Here is a 14,955-nt window from a genome sequence, read left to right as displayed (position 1 = left end):
GCCAAATGCACCAGGTTACAGGCTCTTCACCCAGCGCGATAACAATGAAGCGCTAGCCCATGCCTTCGAGCACGCTGGTCAAAGCATCATAATGATCGATGATCGCATCGGCGCCCAGCTCTTCGACCGGCTGGGTCAAAAAGCCGAAGCGCACTGCCACGGCAGGGATGCCGGCGGATTGGGCTGCCTGCACATCGTAGATCGAATCGCCGACGAAAGCCGCTCGGGCCGAGCCCGAACGCCGGATCATCTCGTCGATCGGCGCGCGGTCCGGTTTGCGTTGGCCGCCGGGTAGCGTGTTGCCGCCGATGACCGTCTCGAATCGGTGGGCGAGTCCCTTGGCCGCGATCAGCTTCACGGCCAGCCGCTCATATTTGTTGGTCACGACGGCGAAGCGCGCGCCCGCCGCCGCCAGCCCATCCATGGCGTCGAGGAGACCGGGAAAGGGTGGGGAACCGGAACCGAGATTCGCGTCATAATGATCGATCAGGACGGGTAGCAGTGCGTCGACCGCCGCCTCGTCGCTGTCGCCGGATGCCGCAAGGCCCATCCGCAGCATGTGTTTGGCGCCCAGCCCGACCATCGGGCGCACCTCGCCCTGCGACAGCGGCGGACGCCCGGCTTCGGCCAAGGCATGGTTGAGCGAAACGGTCAGCTCGTCGCTGGTGTCGAGCAGCGTGCCGTCGAGATCGAATCCGACCAGGTCGAAGGGGAAGGGGGATTGCGTCATCCCCGCGCCATGCCGTCTGCCCTATGGAAATGGCAAGCATTTGCTGGCAGACCGCGCGGCGCAATGACCGATAATATCGACATCTCGCCGCCCGGCCCGTTCGCCGCGATCATCCTCGCCGCGGGCAAGGGCACCCGGATGAAATCCGCGCGCCACAAGGTGCTGCACCCGATCGCCGGCAAGCCGATGCTCGGCCATCTGATGGACGAACTGGAGCTGCTGGGTCCCGAAAAGACGGTGGTCGTGCTCGGTGCGGGGCGCGAAGAGGTCGAGCCCTATGTCGAGGCGCGCGGCGCGGTCGTCGCGCTGCAGGAAGAGCAGCTCGGCACCGGCCACGCGGTGCTGCAGGCGCGCGATGCGCTCGCCGGGTTCGACGGGATGGTGCTCGCCTGTTTCGGCGATGTGCCGACGGTGTGCGCGCGGACGATCGCACTGATGCTGCACCGACTGCAGGCGGACGAGCCGGCCTGTGTCGTGCTCGGTTTCCGGCCCGAGGATCCGCTCGCCTATGGCCGGATCGTCACCGACGCATCCGGCAAGATCGAAAAGATGGTCGAGTATAAGGATGCGAGCGATGAAGAGCGCGCGGTAACGCTCTGCAATTCCGGGCTGATCGCGGCGCGGGCGGAGGACATGTTTGCGCTGCTCGACCGGGTCGGCAACGACAATGCGCAGGGCGAATATTACCTGCCCGACATGGTGATGGTCGCGCAGGCCGACGAGCGGCACAGCGCCGTGATCGAGGCCGAGCCCTGGGAAGTGGCGGGGATCAACAGCCGCGCCGAACTCGCCGCGGTCGAGCGCCAATGGCAGGATCGGCGGCGCGCGCAGGCGATGGCGGACGGCGCGACGCTCGTCGATCCGGCGACCGTCTGGTTCAGTCACGATACCGAGATCGGGCGCGACGTGACGATCGAGCCGCAGGTCCGGTTCGGCCCCGGCGCCAGTGTCGCCGACGGCGCCACGATCCATGCCTTCAGCCATATCGAGGGCGCGAGCATCGGGGAGGGCTGTTCGGTCGGCCCCTATGCGCGGCTGCGACCCGGCGCGGTGATGGAAAAGGGATCGAAGGTCGGCAATTTCGTCGAGATGAAAAAGGCGGTGCTGGGCCCGGGCGCCAAGGCCAATCACCTGACATATCTCGGGGACGCGACGGTCGGCGCGAACGCCAATATCGGCGCGGGCACGATCACCTGCAATTATGACGGCTTCTTCAAATACCGGACCGAGATCGGGGCGGGGGCCTTTATCGGATCGAACAGCGCGCTCGTCGCCCCGGTGAAGATCGGGGACGGCGCGATTATCGGCGCAGGATCGGTGATCACGAAGGATGTCGAACCCGACGCGCTCGGCGTCGCGCGGGGCGAGCAGCAGGCCAAGCCCGGCTGGGCGAAGAAATTTCGGAATGTGATGGAGCGGAAGAAGGCCGGGAAATAGCTGGGTTCATCGGCGGCAAAGGGCGCTTATCCCGTTGCAACAGGGTTTCGTCATTGCGAGAAGCGCAGCGACGAAGCAATCCAGGGCCGCAAGCGCCGCGCCCGTTGCTCTGGATTGCCGCGTCGCCTTGCGGCTCCTCGCAATGACGGCCTGGATCGCAATGCCGGTACGTGTCGCAGAGAGATAAACACCGGCGGCCAACGCCGCGCCGTCAGGGTGTCGCCGTCGCGAACCAGAATTGCGGTTGTTCGAGAAGCTGCAGGAAGCCGGGCAATGCGGACGGGGCGCCGCCGATTTCGAGTGCGCCCGACTCGACCATGGCCGGCGGGCTGGCCGTTCCCAGCAACATGGCTTCGAAGCCCGGGCGGTCGAGCGTAACGGTTGCTGCCGGGCTCGCCGCGGCGCGTTCCCGCGGCACGATCACGCTGCGCCCGATTTCGAGCGCGACCGTCTCGCCGGTATCGCGAAACACGAAATTCAGCGTGAAGGGTTCGCTCTGCAGTCGCTCCGGCGCGTAGCGCGAGGCGAGCATGTCGAACAGATCGAGCGTCGGTACGGCGCGGAGGAAATCGGCATTGCCGAGCCGCGTGCCGCCGGTCTGGGGCACGCCGTCGCGCAATTCGCTGGCCGCGGTCAGATAATAGCTGCGCCAGGCGCCGCTTTCGGCCTGGAAACCGAGCTGTTCATAAGCGGCGGCCAGCCAGGCGCGGCCTTCGTCGTCTTCCGGCGCGGCGAAGGCGAGGTGGTTGAGGATCTCGGACGCCCAGCGATAGTCGCCCGCGTCGAAGGCCGCGATGCCGCGCGCCAGTACCGCCTCGCGGCCGCCCATGGCCTCGACATAGCGCGCCGCCGATTGTTCGTGCGGCAGGCGATGATATTCGGCCATCACGCCGCCCCACCAGCCGAAATAATGCTGATACACGGCCTTCGCATTGTGGTTGAGCGTGCCGTAATAGCCGCGCGTGTCGAACGCTTCCCGCGTGAAGGCGGGTTCGGCGATCGCCTCGGCCGCCTCGATCATCGTCGCGCCGCCATTCGCGCGGCGCAGCGTCTGGTCGTGGATATAGCGGTAGATATCCCGCTGGCCCGTCAGAAAGGCGGCGACATTGTCTGCGCCCCAGCTCGGCCAGTGATGCGAGGCGAGGACGACATCGGAGCGGTCGCCATATTCGATCAGCACATGGTCGATCGCGCGGCTCCAGGCGAGCGCGTCGCGCACCTGCGCCCCGCGCATGGTGAGCACGTTGTGCAATGTGCCGGTGGCGACCTCGGCGGTGTGCAGCGCCCGGTGCGCTGGCAGATAGAACATGAACTCGGCGGGCGCTTCGGTTCCCGCGGCGTCGACAAATTCGAACTCGACGCCATCGATCGTCCGGCGCGTGCCGCGCCCGTCGATCTCCTCGGTCGGCAGGATCAGGCTCACGGTCCCGCGCGGGACACCGGGCCCGAGACCGGAGCCGATATGCGATATGGGCGACAGGGGAATGATCTGGCCGAACATCAGCGTCGCGCGCCGGCTCATATGCGGGCCCGCGAGCAGGTTTTCGGCGACGGCGGTCTCGGAAAAGCCGATCGGCGCGAGCACCGGGACGTTGCGGGCCGCGATCTCCGCCTCGTCGATAATCCCGCGCGCGCCGCCGAAATGGTCGGCATGCGAATGGGTGTAGAGCATGCCGGTGATCGGGCGTTCGCCCAGCGTTTCCTGCACCAGCGCGAGCGCGGCGGCGGCGGTTTCGGTCGTCGTCAGCGGATCGACGACGATCCAGCCCGTCTCGCCCGCAATGATCGTCATGACCGACAGGTCGTAGCCGCGCACCTGCCAGATACCCTCGGTGACCTCGAACAAACCGTGCTCGGCGGCGAGCGCCGATTGCCGCCACAAGGACGGGTTGGCGGTATCCGGAACCTCGCCCGCGAGGAACGCCTGCCCGGCGATCGGCCAGACGACCGAACCGTCCGCGGCGCGGATGGCATCGGCGTCGACCTGCGCGATACGCCCGCGCGTCGCATCTTCGAAATCGCTCCGGTCGCCGAGCGGAAGCCGCGCGGCGATGGCCGCATTGGCCGCGCGCGTCGCCTCCGTTGCGGTGCCGGGGGCGGGCGGTTCGCGCAGCTCGGCCTGCTGGGCAAGCGCCGGAACCGCGAACAGGGTGAGAGTGAGGGAAAGGAAGTGCCGCTTCATCGATCGTCTCCATCGGCCGCTTTTTTTGAACGGTATGAAAGATCATGCGCGCCGAGTCACGCGGCGGCGGGGAGGGATCAGCCGTCGATCAGGTGACGGGGCCCCGGTCCCCGGATGCCCGCCCGATCCTCCGGATTGTAAAGCTGGCATTTTTTCAGGCTCAGGCAGCCACAGCCGATACAGCCGTCGAGCCGGTCGCGCGTGCGTTCGAGCTCGGCGATGCGGGCGTCGATCGTGCCGCGGATCGCCTTGCTGATCCGGGTCCAGTCGCGCTGGGTCGGGGCGCGGCCCTGTGGCAGCTTGGCGAGTTGCTTCTCGATCTCGCCGATCGACAGGCCGAGCTGCTGTGCGATCAGCACGAAAGACAGGCGGCGGATATCCGAGCGCAGGAACCGGCGCTGGCCGCCGCCGCTCCGCAGCGGATGGACGAGCCCTTTTTCCTCGTAGAAGCGGATTGCGGATACCGACAGGCCGGTCCGTGCCGCCAGATCGCCGATCGAGAGCAAAGCCGTTTGTCCCATAACTGTGATCGCCATTTCCGTTCAAATTAAAGCTTGATCTCAACTTAGCTTGAGGTTCTACAAAGGGCAACCGAGGCGGCGATGCATCGGGGAAATGCCCCAAAGCAGGTCTGCCCGGAATGCGAAGGAGCAGGCGAATGCAACTCAACCAGGTAACCGTCGGATGCACGGACTATGCGGTGTCGGTCGCTTTTTACCGGGCGCTGGGGCTGACGCAGATCGTCGATGCGCCGCCGGGTTATGCGCGGTTCGAGACGCCGACCGGCGAAACCTTCTCGATCCATCGGGTCGATGCCGCCGGGCCGGGCGGCACCGTCATCTATTTCGAGGTCGAAACGCTCGACGAGACCGTCGCGGCGCTGGCGGTCGTGGGTATCGCGTTCGACAGCGGGCCGCGCGACGAAAGCTGGGGCTGGCGCGAGGCGCGGCTCCGCGATCCCGCGGGCAATGCGCTCTGCCTCTACCGGGCGGGCGACTACCGCCGCTTCCCGCCCTGGCGGATCGGTCAGGACACACAGGCAAAGGAGATGCAGGAATGACGGACGCACGTATCGAACATGTGAATATCACGGTGACCGACCCGCAGCGCTCGGCCGATCTGATGCACACGCTGTTCGGCTGGGAGATCCGCTGGGAGGGCCCCTCCATGGCCGGTGGACATACGATCCATGTCGGCAGCGACGAAGACTATCTTGCGCTCTACACGAACGAAGCGGTTAGAAATGCGGACCCGCATTTCGACAAGGGCAAGCCGTTCAATCATGTCGGCGTGGTCGTCGACGATCTCGACGCGGTCGAGCGCAAGGTGATCGCCGCCGGTCTCGAGCCCTTCAGCCGTGAAAAATACGACCCCGGCGAGCGTTTTTACTTTTTCGACTGGAACGGGATCGAGTTCGAGGTCGTCAGCTATGCCTGAGCGGCGCGAACCGACGCGCTGGCAGCGTTTCTGTGCAGCCATGGTGAAGCATGGCCATGGCCGGACGGCGGATATCTCGGCTGCTTCGGCAGGGCGGGAGACCCGAAATCGTCTGTCACCGGGCGATCGGGCCGGGGAATCAGTCTCGGCACCGGCGCCGGACGAGACTGGTGTATCGCAGTCCGATACCCTAAAACGCGGAGTGATCCCCATATCGTAAAGTGCTCATTATGCCCGTTGTGCAGGTCGATCATGTCTTCGCCCTTCCCGCCGGCGAACTCTGGGATTTGATCGGCGATTTCGGCGACATCGGAAAATGGTCGGGCCGCCCGCCGGAAGCTTGTGTGCAGGAAGGCGAGGGAATCGGAGCGCTACGGACCCTGACACTTGAGGATGGGCGCACGATTATCGACCGGCTCGAGGCCCAGGGCAAACGGAGTTATAGCTATTCGATCGTCGAAGCGCCGCTTCCCTACGAATATTATCGCGCAACGATGGCGGTCGAGCCGATCGACGAAGGATCGTCCAAACTCAGCTGGACGGGCGAATTTCGGCCCAAGGGCATGACCGACGAACGGGGCGAAGAATTCACCCGCAACATGTACCTCATGGGTATCGGTTTGATGGAAAAAACGCTCGCCAGACGCTCCGCTTCGGGTCCTGAATCATAGGCGGATAACCGCGGCTCGAGCCTAAACCGGCCGGTCGCCATTCACCGTGACCCGCCGCATATGGCGGCGATGGCCGTGATAATCGTTGAGCGCATAATGCCAGACGCAGCGATTGTCCCAGAAGGCGACCGCGCCTTCGGTCCAGCGGAAGCGGCAGGTGAAGCGCTCCTCGCGGCTATGCTCGAAGAGGAAATTCAGCAGCGGCTTGCTTTCGTGCCGGCTCATATCCTTGAAGCGCAGGGTGAAGGCAGGGTTCACATAGAGCCCTTTGCGGCCGGTTTCGGGATGGGTACGGACGACCGGATGCTCATATTCAGGCGCAGCGTCGGTCGTGCTGGCCTGCATCGATTGCCGCGCCTGCGCCGAATGGCCCCGCGTTCCATATTCGCGCGAGGCGGAGTGGACCGCGACAAGGCCATCGAGCAGCTTCTTCATACCGTCCGACAGCGCCTCATAGGCGGCGATCTGATTGGCGAACAGCGTGTCGCCGCCATAGGGCGGCACCTCGATCGCGTGAAGGATGGAGCCGAGCGCGGGCTTTTCGAGGAACGACATGTCCGAATGCCAGCCGCCGCCGAAATTGATCGCCTCGTCGGGTTCCTTGACGATTTCCATGATCTCGGGGTGATCGTCCATCCCCTGCACATAGGGATGGACGTTGAGACTGCCGAAGCGCCGGCCGAACGCCTTGTGCCGTTCCGGCGTCAGCGCCTGCTGGTCGCGAAAGAAGATCACATGATGGTCGAGAAACGCCTTGTGGACCGCGTCGAAGGCGGCGTTCGACAGGTCGGACGAGAGATCGACGCCCTCGATTTCGGCGCCCAGCGCGCCGGCAATCGGCTTTACCGCGATGGGCTCGGTCATCGGGACATCTCCGCAAAAATCGTCGCGACCAGATTGGCGATACCGCACCCTATCCGCTCCGGCGCCGAAAACCAAAACCCGGTCCGTACGATGGCGACTTGATGCTTTCTGCTATCCGTCTAAACACGCTGCAAATCCCGCCGGCGCGGGCGCGAAGGAAACAAGACTATATGTGCGGAATTATCGGGATTCTCGGCAAGGACAATGTCACCGACCGGTTGGTCGAGGGGCTGCGGCGGCTCGAATATCGGGGCTATGACAGCGCCGGCGTGGCCACCTTGTCCGACGGACGGATCGAACGCCGCCGCGCCGAAGGCAAGCTCGACAATCTCGTCGCCGTGCTCGCCGAGGATCCCGTCGATGGCGTGACGGGCATCGCCCATACCCGCTGGGCGACCCATGGCGCGCCGACGACCGACAATGCGCATCCCCATGCAACCGGCGAAGTGGCGCTTGTCCACAACGGGATCATCGAGAATTTCAAGGAGCTGCGCGACGAACTGCTCGAACGCGGCCGGACGTTCGAGAGCGAGACCGATACCGAGGTCGTCGCCCATCTGATTTCCGAACAGATCGAGTCCGGCGTCGCTCCGCGCGAGGCGGTTCGCAAGACGCTGGACCGGCTGCACGGCGCCTTCGCGCTGGCGATCATGTTCAAGAGCGATCCGGACCTGCTGATCGGCGCGCGGCTCGGCTCGCCGCTGGTCGTCGGCCATGGCGAGGGCGAGAGCTTTTTCGGTTCCGATGCGCTGGCGCTCGCGCCCTTCACCCAGAAGATCAGCTATCTCGAAGAGGGCGACATGGTCGTCATCACACGGGATTCGACGCTGATCTATGACGAGCAGGACGAGCTCGTCGCGCGGCCGGTCGCGCTGTCGGGTGCGTCGGCCGCCGCCAACGAAAAGGGCAATCACGCCCATTTCATGCAGAAGGAAATCTTCGAGCAGCCGATCGTCGTCGCCCAGACCCTGCAAAGCTATTTGCGGCCGCTGGAGGAGCAGGTCGCGCTGCCCGACATGCAGTTCGATCTGGCCGGGTTCGATCGGATTTCCATCGTCGCCTGCGGGACGAGCAGCTATGTCGCGATGATCGGCAAATACTGGATCGAGCAGTTCGCGCGCGTGCCGGTCGAGGTCGATGTCGCCTCCGAGTTCCGCTATCGCGAGCCCGTCCTCACCGAGAACCAGCTGGCGCTGTTCATCTCGCAATCGGGCGAGACGGCGGACACGCTGGCGGCGCTCAAACATTGCCGGAAGGCGGGCGTGAAGACCGCCGGGATCATCAACGTGCCGACCAGTTCGATGGCGCGCGAGGTCGATCTCTTGCTCTCGACCCATGCCGGCCCCGAAATCGGCGTTGCCTCGACCAAGGCGTTCACCTGCCAGCTCGCGGTAATGGCGGCCTTCGCCACCAATCTGGCGCGCGCCAAGGGCAAGCTCGATCCCGATGCCGAACGCGAGATCGTCCGCCATCTGTCGGAGGCGCCCGAGGCGATGAACGCGGCGCTCGACCATGACGAGGATATCGCCGCGATGGCGGGCGCGATCGCCGAGGCGCGCGACGTGCTCTATCTCGGCCGGGGCCCCGACTATCCGATGGCATTGGAAGGGGCGCTGAAGCTCAAGGAAATCAGCTATATCCACGCCGAAGGCTATGCGTCGGGCGAGATGAAGCACGGGCCGATCGCGCTGATCGACGATGCCGTGCCGCTGATCGTGATCGCGCCGTCCGGGCCGCTGTTCGAGAAAACCGTATCCAATATGCGGGAGGCCCAGGCGCGCGGCGCGAAGGTCGTTCTGATCTCGGACGGCGAGGGCATCGCCAAGGCGGGCGAGGGGACGATCGCGACGATCGAGATGCCCAAGGTCCACCCGCTCATCGCCCCGCTGGTATATGCGATTCCCGTGCAGCTGCTCGCCTATCATGTCGCGGTCGCAAAGGGCACGGATGTCGACCAGCCGCGCAATCTCGCCAAATCGGTGACGGTGGAATGAGCCTGATCATCTTGCTTGCCGCGCTGTCCGGCGCGATGGCCGTCGGCGCGGGTGCGTTCGGTGCGCATGGCGCGCAGGGCGATGCGGCCGAATGGCTGAAGACGGGGGCGCAATATCAACTGGCGCACGCGCTCGCCGCGCTGCTGGCGATGCAGCTCGATGCGCGCGGGCCCGCCTGGCTGTTCCTTGCGGGTGGCGCGATCTTCGCGATTACGCTGTATCTGATGGCGCTCGGCCTTCCGCGCTGGCTCGGTGCGATCACGCCAATCGGCGGCACGTTGCTGATCGGCGGCTGGCTCTGGCTCGCCTGGCAAGCGATGCGGGGATAGCAGGCTATTCGACCGGTTCTGTTCGTAACGCTTGAGACTTTTGCGGCGAACAGGTGTCGAGAAAGACGGCAAAGGAACACGCGCAATGCCCAGCACCACCGAGAAATTCCAGTTCACCGGCCGGAACGGGCAGACTCTGGACGGGCGGCTCGAACTGCCGCGGCGCGGGGCGCCGGTGGCGGTCGCGCTGTTCGCGCATTGCTTCACCTGCACCAAGCAGAGCCGGGCCGCGACGCAGGTGTCCGCGGCGCTCGCGGACAATGGCATCGCCGTACTGCGCTTCGATTTTACGGGGCTCGGCGGCAGCGAAGGGGAGTTCGCCAATAGCGGTTTCGCGTCCAACGTCGCCGATCTCGTCGCGGCGGCGGACGCGTTGCGCAACCGGCTGACGGCGCCCGCGATCCTGATCGGACACAGCCTGGGCGGCGCGGCGGTGATTGCGGCCGCCGAGCGGATCCCCGAGGCCAAGGCGGTCGCGACGATCGGTGCGCCGTTCGACGTCGAACATGTGCTCGGCCAGCTCGGCGAGGATCTGGCGAAGGTAGAGGCGGAGGGCGAGGCCGATGTCCATATCGCCGGCCGTGCGTTCCGCGTGGACCGGGATTTCGTCGAACAGACCCGCAACCAGCCGCAGGAAGAGCGGATCGCGGCGCTCGGCAAGGGACTGCTCGTGATGCACGCGCCCGACGATGATATCGTCGGGATCGACAATGCCAGCCTGATTTTCCAGGCCGCGAAACATCCGAAAAGCTTCGTCTCGCTCGACGGCTACGACCATCTGCTGACGGACGTTAATGCGGGCCGTTATGTCGCCGGGCTGATCGCGGCCTGGGCGGCGCGCTATGTGACCGAGGACGAGGAAGCGACCCGCGCCCATCCGCGCGGTATCGTCACCGTCGAAAGCGCCGGCGGCAAATATACGCAGAGCGTGCAGGCCGGCCCGCACGCCTATCTGGTCGACGAGCCAGCGACCCTGGGCGGCGACGATCTCGGGCCTACGCCCTACGACCATCTTCTGACCGCTCTCGGCACCTGCACGTCGATCACGATGCAGATGTATGCGGCGCGCAAGGACATCCCGCTCCAGGGCGTGAAGATCGAGCTGGAACACAGCCGCGACCATGTTGCCGATTGTACGACCTGCAACAATGACGATAACCGGATCGACGTGATGGACATGGCGATCGAACTGGTCGGCGATCTGACCGACGCGCAACGGGCCAGGCTGCTGGAAATCGCGGACAAATGCCCGGTGCACCGCACGCTCGAAAACCGTATCGATATCCATACCACGACCGTCGGCTAGCGGCGCCGCGGTTTGAAAGCTGGGCTTTCACACCGGCAATCAACGGACACTCGCCAAAATCGCGTGCAGCGCCTAAATGCCCTGCCATGAACGCGACTACAGCCACGGCCGGGATCACGCCCGAACGGCTCACCCACCTGCAGCGCCTCGAGGCCGAGGCGATCCATATCATGCGCGAAGTGGTCGCCGAGACCGAAAAGCCGGTGATGCTCTACAGCGTCGGCAAGGACAGCTCGGTGATGCTGCATGTCGCGCTGAAAGCCTTTTATCCGGGGCGTCCGCCCTTTCCGTTTCTCCACATCGCCTCGGGCTGGGATTTTCAGGCGCTGATCGAGCATCGCGACCGCACGGCGAAGGAGCACGGCCTCGACCTGATCGTCCATCACAATGACGAGGGCGCGGCCGCCGGTATCAATCCGTTCGACACCGGGTCCGCGCTCTATTCGCAGACGATGCTGACCGATCCCCTCAAACAGGCGCTGACCGAACATGGCTTCGATGCGGCGTTCGGCGGCGGGCGGCGCGACGAGGAAAAGGCGCGCGCAAAGGAGCGGGTCTTCAGTTTCCGCAACGCCAGCCATGGCTGGGATCCGAAGAACCAGCGTCCCGAACTCTGGTCGCTCTACAATGCGCGCAAGAATGGAGGCGAAAGCATCCGCGTCTTCCCGCTCTCCAACTGGACCGAGCTCGATATCTGGCAATATATCCATCTGGAAAATATCGATATCGTCCCGCTCTATTACTCGGCACCGCGGCCGACGGTGAAGCGCGACGGGCTGATCCTGATGACCGACGACGACCGGTTCCGCTTCGAGGACGGCGAGGAGCCCGTCGAAAAGTCGATCCGCTTCCGCACGCTCGGCTGCTATCCGCTGACCGGCGCGGTCGAGAGCGACGCGGAGGACCTGCCGTCGATCATCCAGGAAATGCTGCTCGCCACGGGCTCGGAACGGCAGGGCCGGTCCATCGACAAGGGGCAGGGCGCTTCGATGGAGCAGAAGAAGCGGGAGGGGTATTTTTGATGGCCGATGCCGAAACTTCTTACCGCCCCGATGCGCTCGCCGCCGAGGATATCGACGCCTATCTCGACCAGCATCAGCACAAGTCGCTGCTGCGCTTTATCACCTGCGGTTCGGTCGATGACGGCAAGTCGACCCTGATCGGGCGGCTGCTCTACGATTCGAAGATGATCTTCGAGGACCAGCTCGCCGCGCTCGAGGCGGACAGCAAGCAGGTCGGCACCCAGGGCGACGATATCGATTTCGCGCTGCTTGTCGACGGGCTTGCGGCCGAACGCGAACAGGGCATCACGATCGACGTCGCCTATCGCTTTTTCGCGACCGACAAGCGCAAGTTCATCGTCGCCGACACGCCGGGCCATGAGCAATATACGCGCAACATGGTCACCGGCGCCTCGACCGCCGATCTCGCCGTGATCCTGATCGATGCGCGCAAGGGCGTGCTCACGCAAACCCGCCGGCACAGCTATCTCGTCCATCTGCTCGGCATCCGCAATATCGTGCTCGCGGTGAACAAGATGGATCTCGTCGATTACGATCAGGGCGCCTTCGACGATATCGTGTCGGACTATCAGGATTTCGCGGCCGGGATCGGGATCGAGAATTTCCTGGCCGTGCCGGTATCGGGCCTCAAGGGTGACAATATCATCGGCAAGAGCGACGCGACGCCCTGGTATGACGGTCCGGCGCTGCTCGACCATCTCGAAACGGTCGGGCTCGATTACGACCGCCGCCGAAAGCAGCCCTTCCGGCTGCCCGTCCAATGGGTCAACCGGCCCAATCACGATTTCCGCGGCTTTTCGGGGATGATCGCGAGCGGCCGGATCGCGCCCGGCGATCCGGTGCGCGTGCTCCCCTCGGGCAAGACCTCGACCGTCGAGCGCATCGTTTCGCCGGGCGGCGATCTCGACCATGCGATCGCGGGCCAGTCGGTCACGATCACGCTCGCCGACGAGATCGACTGTTCGCGCGGCGATGTGATCGCCACCGCCGATGCGCCGCCCGAAGTCGCCGACCAGTTCGAGGCGACGATCGTCTGGATGGCCGACGATCCGATGCTGCCGGGCCGGCCCTATGCGATGAAGATCGGCACCAATTCGCTGCGCGCGACGATCACCGACGACAAATATCAGGTGAACGTCAACACGATGGAAAAGGCACCATCCAAGTCCTTGGAACTGAACGGCATTGCTGTCTGCAATATATCGACCGACAAGCCGGTCCCCTTTACGTCCTATGACGACAATCCGGACCTTGGCGGCTTCATCCTGATCGACCGGCTGACCAATGCGACGGTCGGCGCCGGGATGATCCATTTCGCGCTCCGACGCTCGCAGAATATCCATTGGCAGGCCGTCGACATTACGCGCGAGGCGCATGCCGAACAGAAGGGCCAGCGGGCGAAGCTGCTCTGGTTCACCGGGCTTTCGGGTTCGGGCAAATCGACGATCGCCAACCTCGTCGAGAAGAAGCTGCACGCGATGGGGCGGCACAGTTTTCTTCTGGACGGCGACAATGTCCGGCACGGCCTCAACCGCGATCTCGGCTTTACCGATGCCGACCGCGTGGAGAATATCCGGCGCGTCGGCGAGGTCGCCAAGCTGATGACCGATGCCGGGTTGATCGTGCTCACCGCCTTCATCTCGCCCTTCCGCGCAGAGCGGCAGATGGTGCGGAGCATGGTGCCCGAGGGCGAGTTCGTCGAGGTGTTCGTCGATACGCCGCTCGAGGTTGCCGAGGAGCGCGATGTCAAAGGCCTCTACAAAAAGGCCCGGTCCGGCGAGCTCAAGAATTTCACCGGCATCGACAGCCCCTATGAAGAACCGCAAAATGCCGAGATCCGCGTCAACACGGTCGAGATGACGGCCGAAGAGGCCGCGGAATATATCGTCGAGCGGTTGTTCGACGGGCGATGAAGATGCACACTTTCGTCATGCCGGACTTGATCCGGCATCCAGAGCCCAGGGCGCCATCGCTCGCCGCCCTGGACCCCGGATCAAGTCCGGGGTGACGGAAATGGACTCCACGATCGTTCGCGGCGGTTGCCATTGCGGCGCGGTGCGTTTCGAGGCGCTGATCCGCGAGCCGCGCCCCGAACTGCTCGACTGCAACTGCTCGATGTGCAGCAAGACCGGCTTTCTCCACCTGATCGTCCCGCATGAGGATTTCACGCTGGTGTCGGGCGAGGAGGCGCTGACCTCCTACCGCTTCGGCACGAAGCAAGCCGACCACCTGTTCTGCCGCCAGTGCGGGATCAAGAGCTTCTACCAACCGCGCAGCCACCCCGAAGCCTGGAGCGTCAACTATCGCGCGCTCGACGACGGGCATGGGTTGGATGTGACGGTTCGGAATTTCGACGGGCGGAACTGGGAGGAGGCGAGCGCGAGGTTGTGAGGTCGTCCATGAAGGGTGGGAGAACTACCAGCGTTGCTGCATAACCCCTCTTGGGTGTTCATGTTATCCTGTTTGAGGTCTAAAATCGTCACCCATAACTCGACGGAGATCGGCACCTACTTCACGAGCGAGTGCGTCCAGTGCCGGGAGCGTCAGTTCAATTGCAGGCATCGTAACGGAATCTGGCCCACCATAACGAAACCAATGTTTCTTGTGAGGTTCACGAAGATTCTCAACAAACCATCTGAGATTTGCGCAGTTAGATTGGAAACCGACTTCTTCAGCTTTGTCCAAGGCCGTCAACAAATCGTGCCCTATGCATGACGGTCCGAGGTCCTTTGAATTTCCGCCGTGGAGCAGAAAAGCTGTCTTCAGCAATAGCTCGAATGCAAAGCCGACAAGCAAGTGGATCGAAGCGGAATGACGACCATTGAATGTCATCTGACTCACATCAGAAGCGCCATCTGCTATAGCAGACTCACTTGCCGCATCTACTAGCGCTTGCACTCCCAAAACGTGACCTGCACCCCTCGTCCAAAGATCGTCGGCTAATTGAACGTTTGCATCATTCGTCATATCGTTCGCCTTGCGC

The 14,955-nt window shown here is 64.2% G+C and carries 15 protein-coding genes; 10 read left to right on the top strand and 5 right to left on the bottom strand.

The annotated features are described in order from the left end of the window. Nucleotides 1-52: 52 nt before the first annotated feature. Nucleotides 53-730 (bottom strand): HAD-IA family hydrolase, encoded by a 678-nt coding sequence (locus tag HFP57_RS06045; protein WP_176868948.1) that lies wholly within the window; start codon nt 728-730, stop codon nt 53-55. A gap of 63 nt (nt 731-793) precedes the next feature. On the opposite strand from HFP57_RS06045, the gene glmU reads away from it, so the two are divergent. Then, the gene (glmU, locus tag HFP57_RS06040) at nt 794-2,167 is read left to right on the top strand and encodes a bifunctional UDP-N-acetylglucosamine diphosphorylase/glucosamine-1-phosphate N-acetyltransferase GlmU (RefSeq protein WP_176868947.1); all 1,374 of its coding nucleotides are present in this window, start codon (nt 794-796) and stop codon (nt 2,165-2,167) included. A gap of 211 nt (nt 2,168-2,378) precedes the next feature. Here glmU and HFP57_RS06035 read toward each other — a convergent pair whose 3' ends face one another. After that, complete coding sequence (locus HFP57_RS06035) at nt 2,379-4,349, bottom strand: alkyl/aryl-sulfatase (protein ID WP_176868946.1); 1,971 nt, start codon at nt 4,347-4,349, stop codon at nt 2,379-2,381. 77 nt (nt 4,350-4,426) lie between these two features. Beyond that, the gene (soxR, locus tag HFP57_RS06030; protein WP_176868945.1) at nt 4,427-4,870 is read right to left on the bottom strand and encodes a redox-sensitive transcriptional activator SoxR; all 444 of its coding nucleotides are present in this window, start codon (nt 4,868-4,870) and stop codon (nt 4,427-4,429) included. Nucleotides 4,871-5,007: 137 nt separating this feature from the next. Between soxR and HFP57_RS06025 the strand changes: the two genes are divergently transcribed. The 3 genes from HFP57_RS06025 to HFP57_RS06015 all read left to right on the top strand — a co-directional run bounded on the left by HFP57_RS06025 (nt 5,008) and on the right by HFP57_RS06015 (nt 6,457). Further along, entirely contained in the window at nt 5,008-5,409 is a 402-nt protein-coding gene (locus HFP57_RS06025; RefSeq protein ID WP_176868944.1) for a VOC family protein, read from the top strand. Further along, on the top strand, nt 5,406-5,786 hold the full coding sequence (locus HFP57_RS06020) for a VOC family protein (RefSeq protein WP_176868943.1): 381 nt from the start codon (nt 5,406-5,408) through the stop codon (nt 5,784-5,786). Before HFP57_RS06025 ends, HFP57_RS06020 begins: the two co-directional genes overlap by 4 nt. 230 nt (nt 5,787-6,016) lie before the next feature. Continuing rightward, nucleotides 6,017-6,457 (top strand): SRPBCC family protein, encoded by a 441-nt coding sequence (locus HFP57_RS06015; protein WP_176868942.1) that lies wholly within the window; start codon nt 6,017-6,019, stop codon nt 6,455-6,457. A gap of 21 nt (nt 6,458-6,478) precedes the next feature. Here HFP57_RS06015 and HFP57_RS06010 read toward each other — a convergent pair whose 3' ends face one another. Beyond that, nucleotides 6,479-7,321 carry a TauD/TfdA dioxygenase family protein gene (locus tag HFP57_RS06010; RefSeq protein WP_176868941.1) on the bottom strand — a complete coding sequence of 281 codons (843 nt, stop codon included), beginning with the start codon at nt 7,319-7,321 and terminating at the stop codon, nt 6,479-6,481. Between the two features lie 170 nt (nt 7,322-7,491). Between HFP57_RS06010 and glmS the strand changes: the two genes are divergently transcribed. The 6 genes from glmS to HFP57_RS05980 all read left to right on the top strand — a co-directional run bounded on the left by glmS (nt 7,492) and on the right by HFP57_RS05980 (nt 14,363). Next, on the top strand, nt 7,492-9,315 hold the full coding sequence (gene glmS / locus HFP57_RS06005) for a glutamine--fructose-6-phosphate transaminase (isomerizing) (RefSeq protein ID WP_176868940.1): 1,824 nt from the start codon (nt 7,492-7,494) through the stop codon (nt 9,313-9,315). After that, a complete protein-coding gene (locus HFP57_RS06000; RefSeq protein ID WP_176868939.1) occupies nt 9,312-9,644 on the top strand; it encodes a DUF423 domain-containing protein in 333 nt (110 codons plus the stop codon). Before glmS ends, HFP57_RS06000 begins: the two co-directional genes overlap by 4 nt. An 85-nt stretch (nt 9,645-9,729) precedes the next feature. After that, complete coding sequence (locus HFP57_RS05995) at nt 9,730-10,950, top strand: bifunctional alpha/beta hydrolase/OsmC family protein (RefSeq protein ID WP_176868938.1); 1,221 nt, start codon at nt 9,730-9,732, stop codon at nt 10,948-10,950. Between the two features lie 86 nt (nt 10,951-11,036). Then, nucleotides 11,037-11,972 carry a sulfate adenylyltransferase subunit CysD gene (gene cysD, locus HFP57_RS05990; protein ID WP_176868937.1) on the top strand — a complete coding sequence of 312 codons (936 nt, stop codon included), beginning with the start codon at nt 11,037-11,039 and terminating at the stop codon, nt 11,970-11,972. Then, nucleotides 11,972-13,885, top strand: a complete 1,914-nt coding sequence (cysN, locus tag HFP57_RS05985) for a sulfate adenylyltransferase subunit CysN (RefSeq protein WP_176868936.1) — start codon at nt 11,972-11,974, stop codon at nt 13,883-13,885. The genes cysD and cysN overlap by 1 nt, the downstream gene beginning before the upstream one ends. A gap of 100 nt (nt 13,886-13,985) precedes the next feature. Continuing rightward, entirely contained in the window at nt 13,986-14,363 is a 378-nt protein-coding gene (locus HFP57_RS05980) for a GFA family protein (RefSeq protein ID WP_176868935.1), read from the top strand. 63 nt (nt 14,364-14,426) lie between these two features. Here HFP57_RS05980 and HFP57_RS05975 read toward each other — a convergent pair whose 3' ends face one another. Continuing rightward, complete coding sequence (locus HFP57_RS05975) at nt 14,427-14,939, bottom strand: hypothetical protein (RefSeq protein WP_176868934.1); 513 nt, start codon at nt 14,937-14,939, stop codon at nt 14,427-14,429. Between the last annotated feature and the right edge of the window lie 16 nt (nt 14,940-14,955).

This window comes from Parasphingopyxis algicola (genome assembly GCF_013378075.1).
GTDB lineage: Bacteria > Pseudomonadota > Alphaproteobacteria > Sphingomonadales > Sphingomonadaceae > Parasphingopyxis > Parasphingopyxis algicola.
The sequence above is the reverse complement of the archived record's forward strand: the minus strand, read 5'-3'. Positions and strand labels throughout refer to the sequence as shown.

Bases quoted from the DNA above. Each gene is read 5' to 3' on its own strand.
- HFP57_RS06045 (WP_176868948.1), bottom strand. From the start codon at position 730: ATGACGCAATCCCCCTTCCCCTTCGACCTGGTCGGATTCGATCTCGAC.
- glmU (WP_176868947.1), top strand. From the start codon at position 794: ATGACCGATAATATCGACATCTCGCCGCCCGGCCCGTTCGCCGCGATC.
- HFP57_RS06035 (WP_176868946.1), bottom strand. From the start codon at position 4,349: ATGAAGCGGCACTTCCTTTCCCTCACTCTCACCCTGTTCGCGGTTCCG.
- soxR (WP_176868945.1), bottom strand. From the start codon at position 4,870: ATGGGACAAACGGCTTTGCTCTCGATCGGCGATCTGGCGGCACGGACC.
- HFP57_RS06025 (WP_176868944.1), top strand. From the start codon at position 5,008: ATGCAACTCAACCAGGTAACCGTCGGATGCACGGACTATGCGGTGTCG.
- HFP57_RS06020 (WP_176868943.1), top strand. From the start codon at position 5,406: ATGACGGACGCACGTATCGAACATGTGAATATCACGGTGACCGACCCG.
- HFP57_RS06015 (WP_176868942.1), top strand. From the start codon at position 6,017: ATGCCCGTTGTGCAGGTCGATCATGTCTTCGCCCTTCCCGCCGGCGAA.
- HFP57_RS06010 (WP_176868941.1), bottom strand. From the start codon at position 7,321: ATGACCGAGCCCATCGCGGTAAAGCCGATTGCCGGCGCGCTGGGCGCC.
- glmS (WP_176868940.1), top strand. From the start codon at position 7,492: ATGTGCGGAATTATCGGGATTCTCGGCAAGGACAATGTCACCGACCGG.
- HFP57_RS06000 (WP_176868939.1), top strand. From the start codon at position 9,312: ATGAGCCTGATCATCTTGCTTGCCGCGCTGTCCGGCGCGATGGCCGTC.
- HFP57_RS05995 (WP_176868938.1), top strand. From the start codon at position 9,730: ATGCCCAGCACCACCGAGAAATTCCAGTTCACCGGCCGGAACGGGCAG.
- cysD (WP_176868937.1), top strand. From the start codon at position 11,037: ATGAACGCGACTACAGCCACGGCCGGGATCACGCCCGAACGGCTCACC.
- cysN (WP_176868936.1), top strand. From the start codon at position 11,972: ATGGCCGATGCCGAAACTTCTTACCGCCCCGATGCGCTCGCCGCCGAG.
- HFP57_RS05980 (WP_176868935.1), top strand. From the start codon at position 13,986: ATGGACTCCACGATCGTTCGCGGCGGTTGCCATTGCGGCGCGGTGCGT.
- HFP57_RS05975 (WP_176868934.1), bottom strand. From the start codon at position 14,939: ATGACGAATGATGCAAACGTTCAATTAGCCGACGATCTTTGGACGAGG.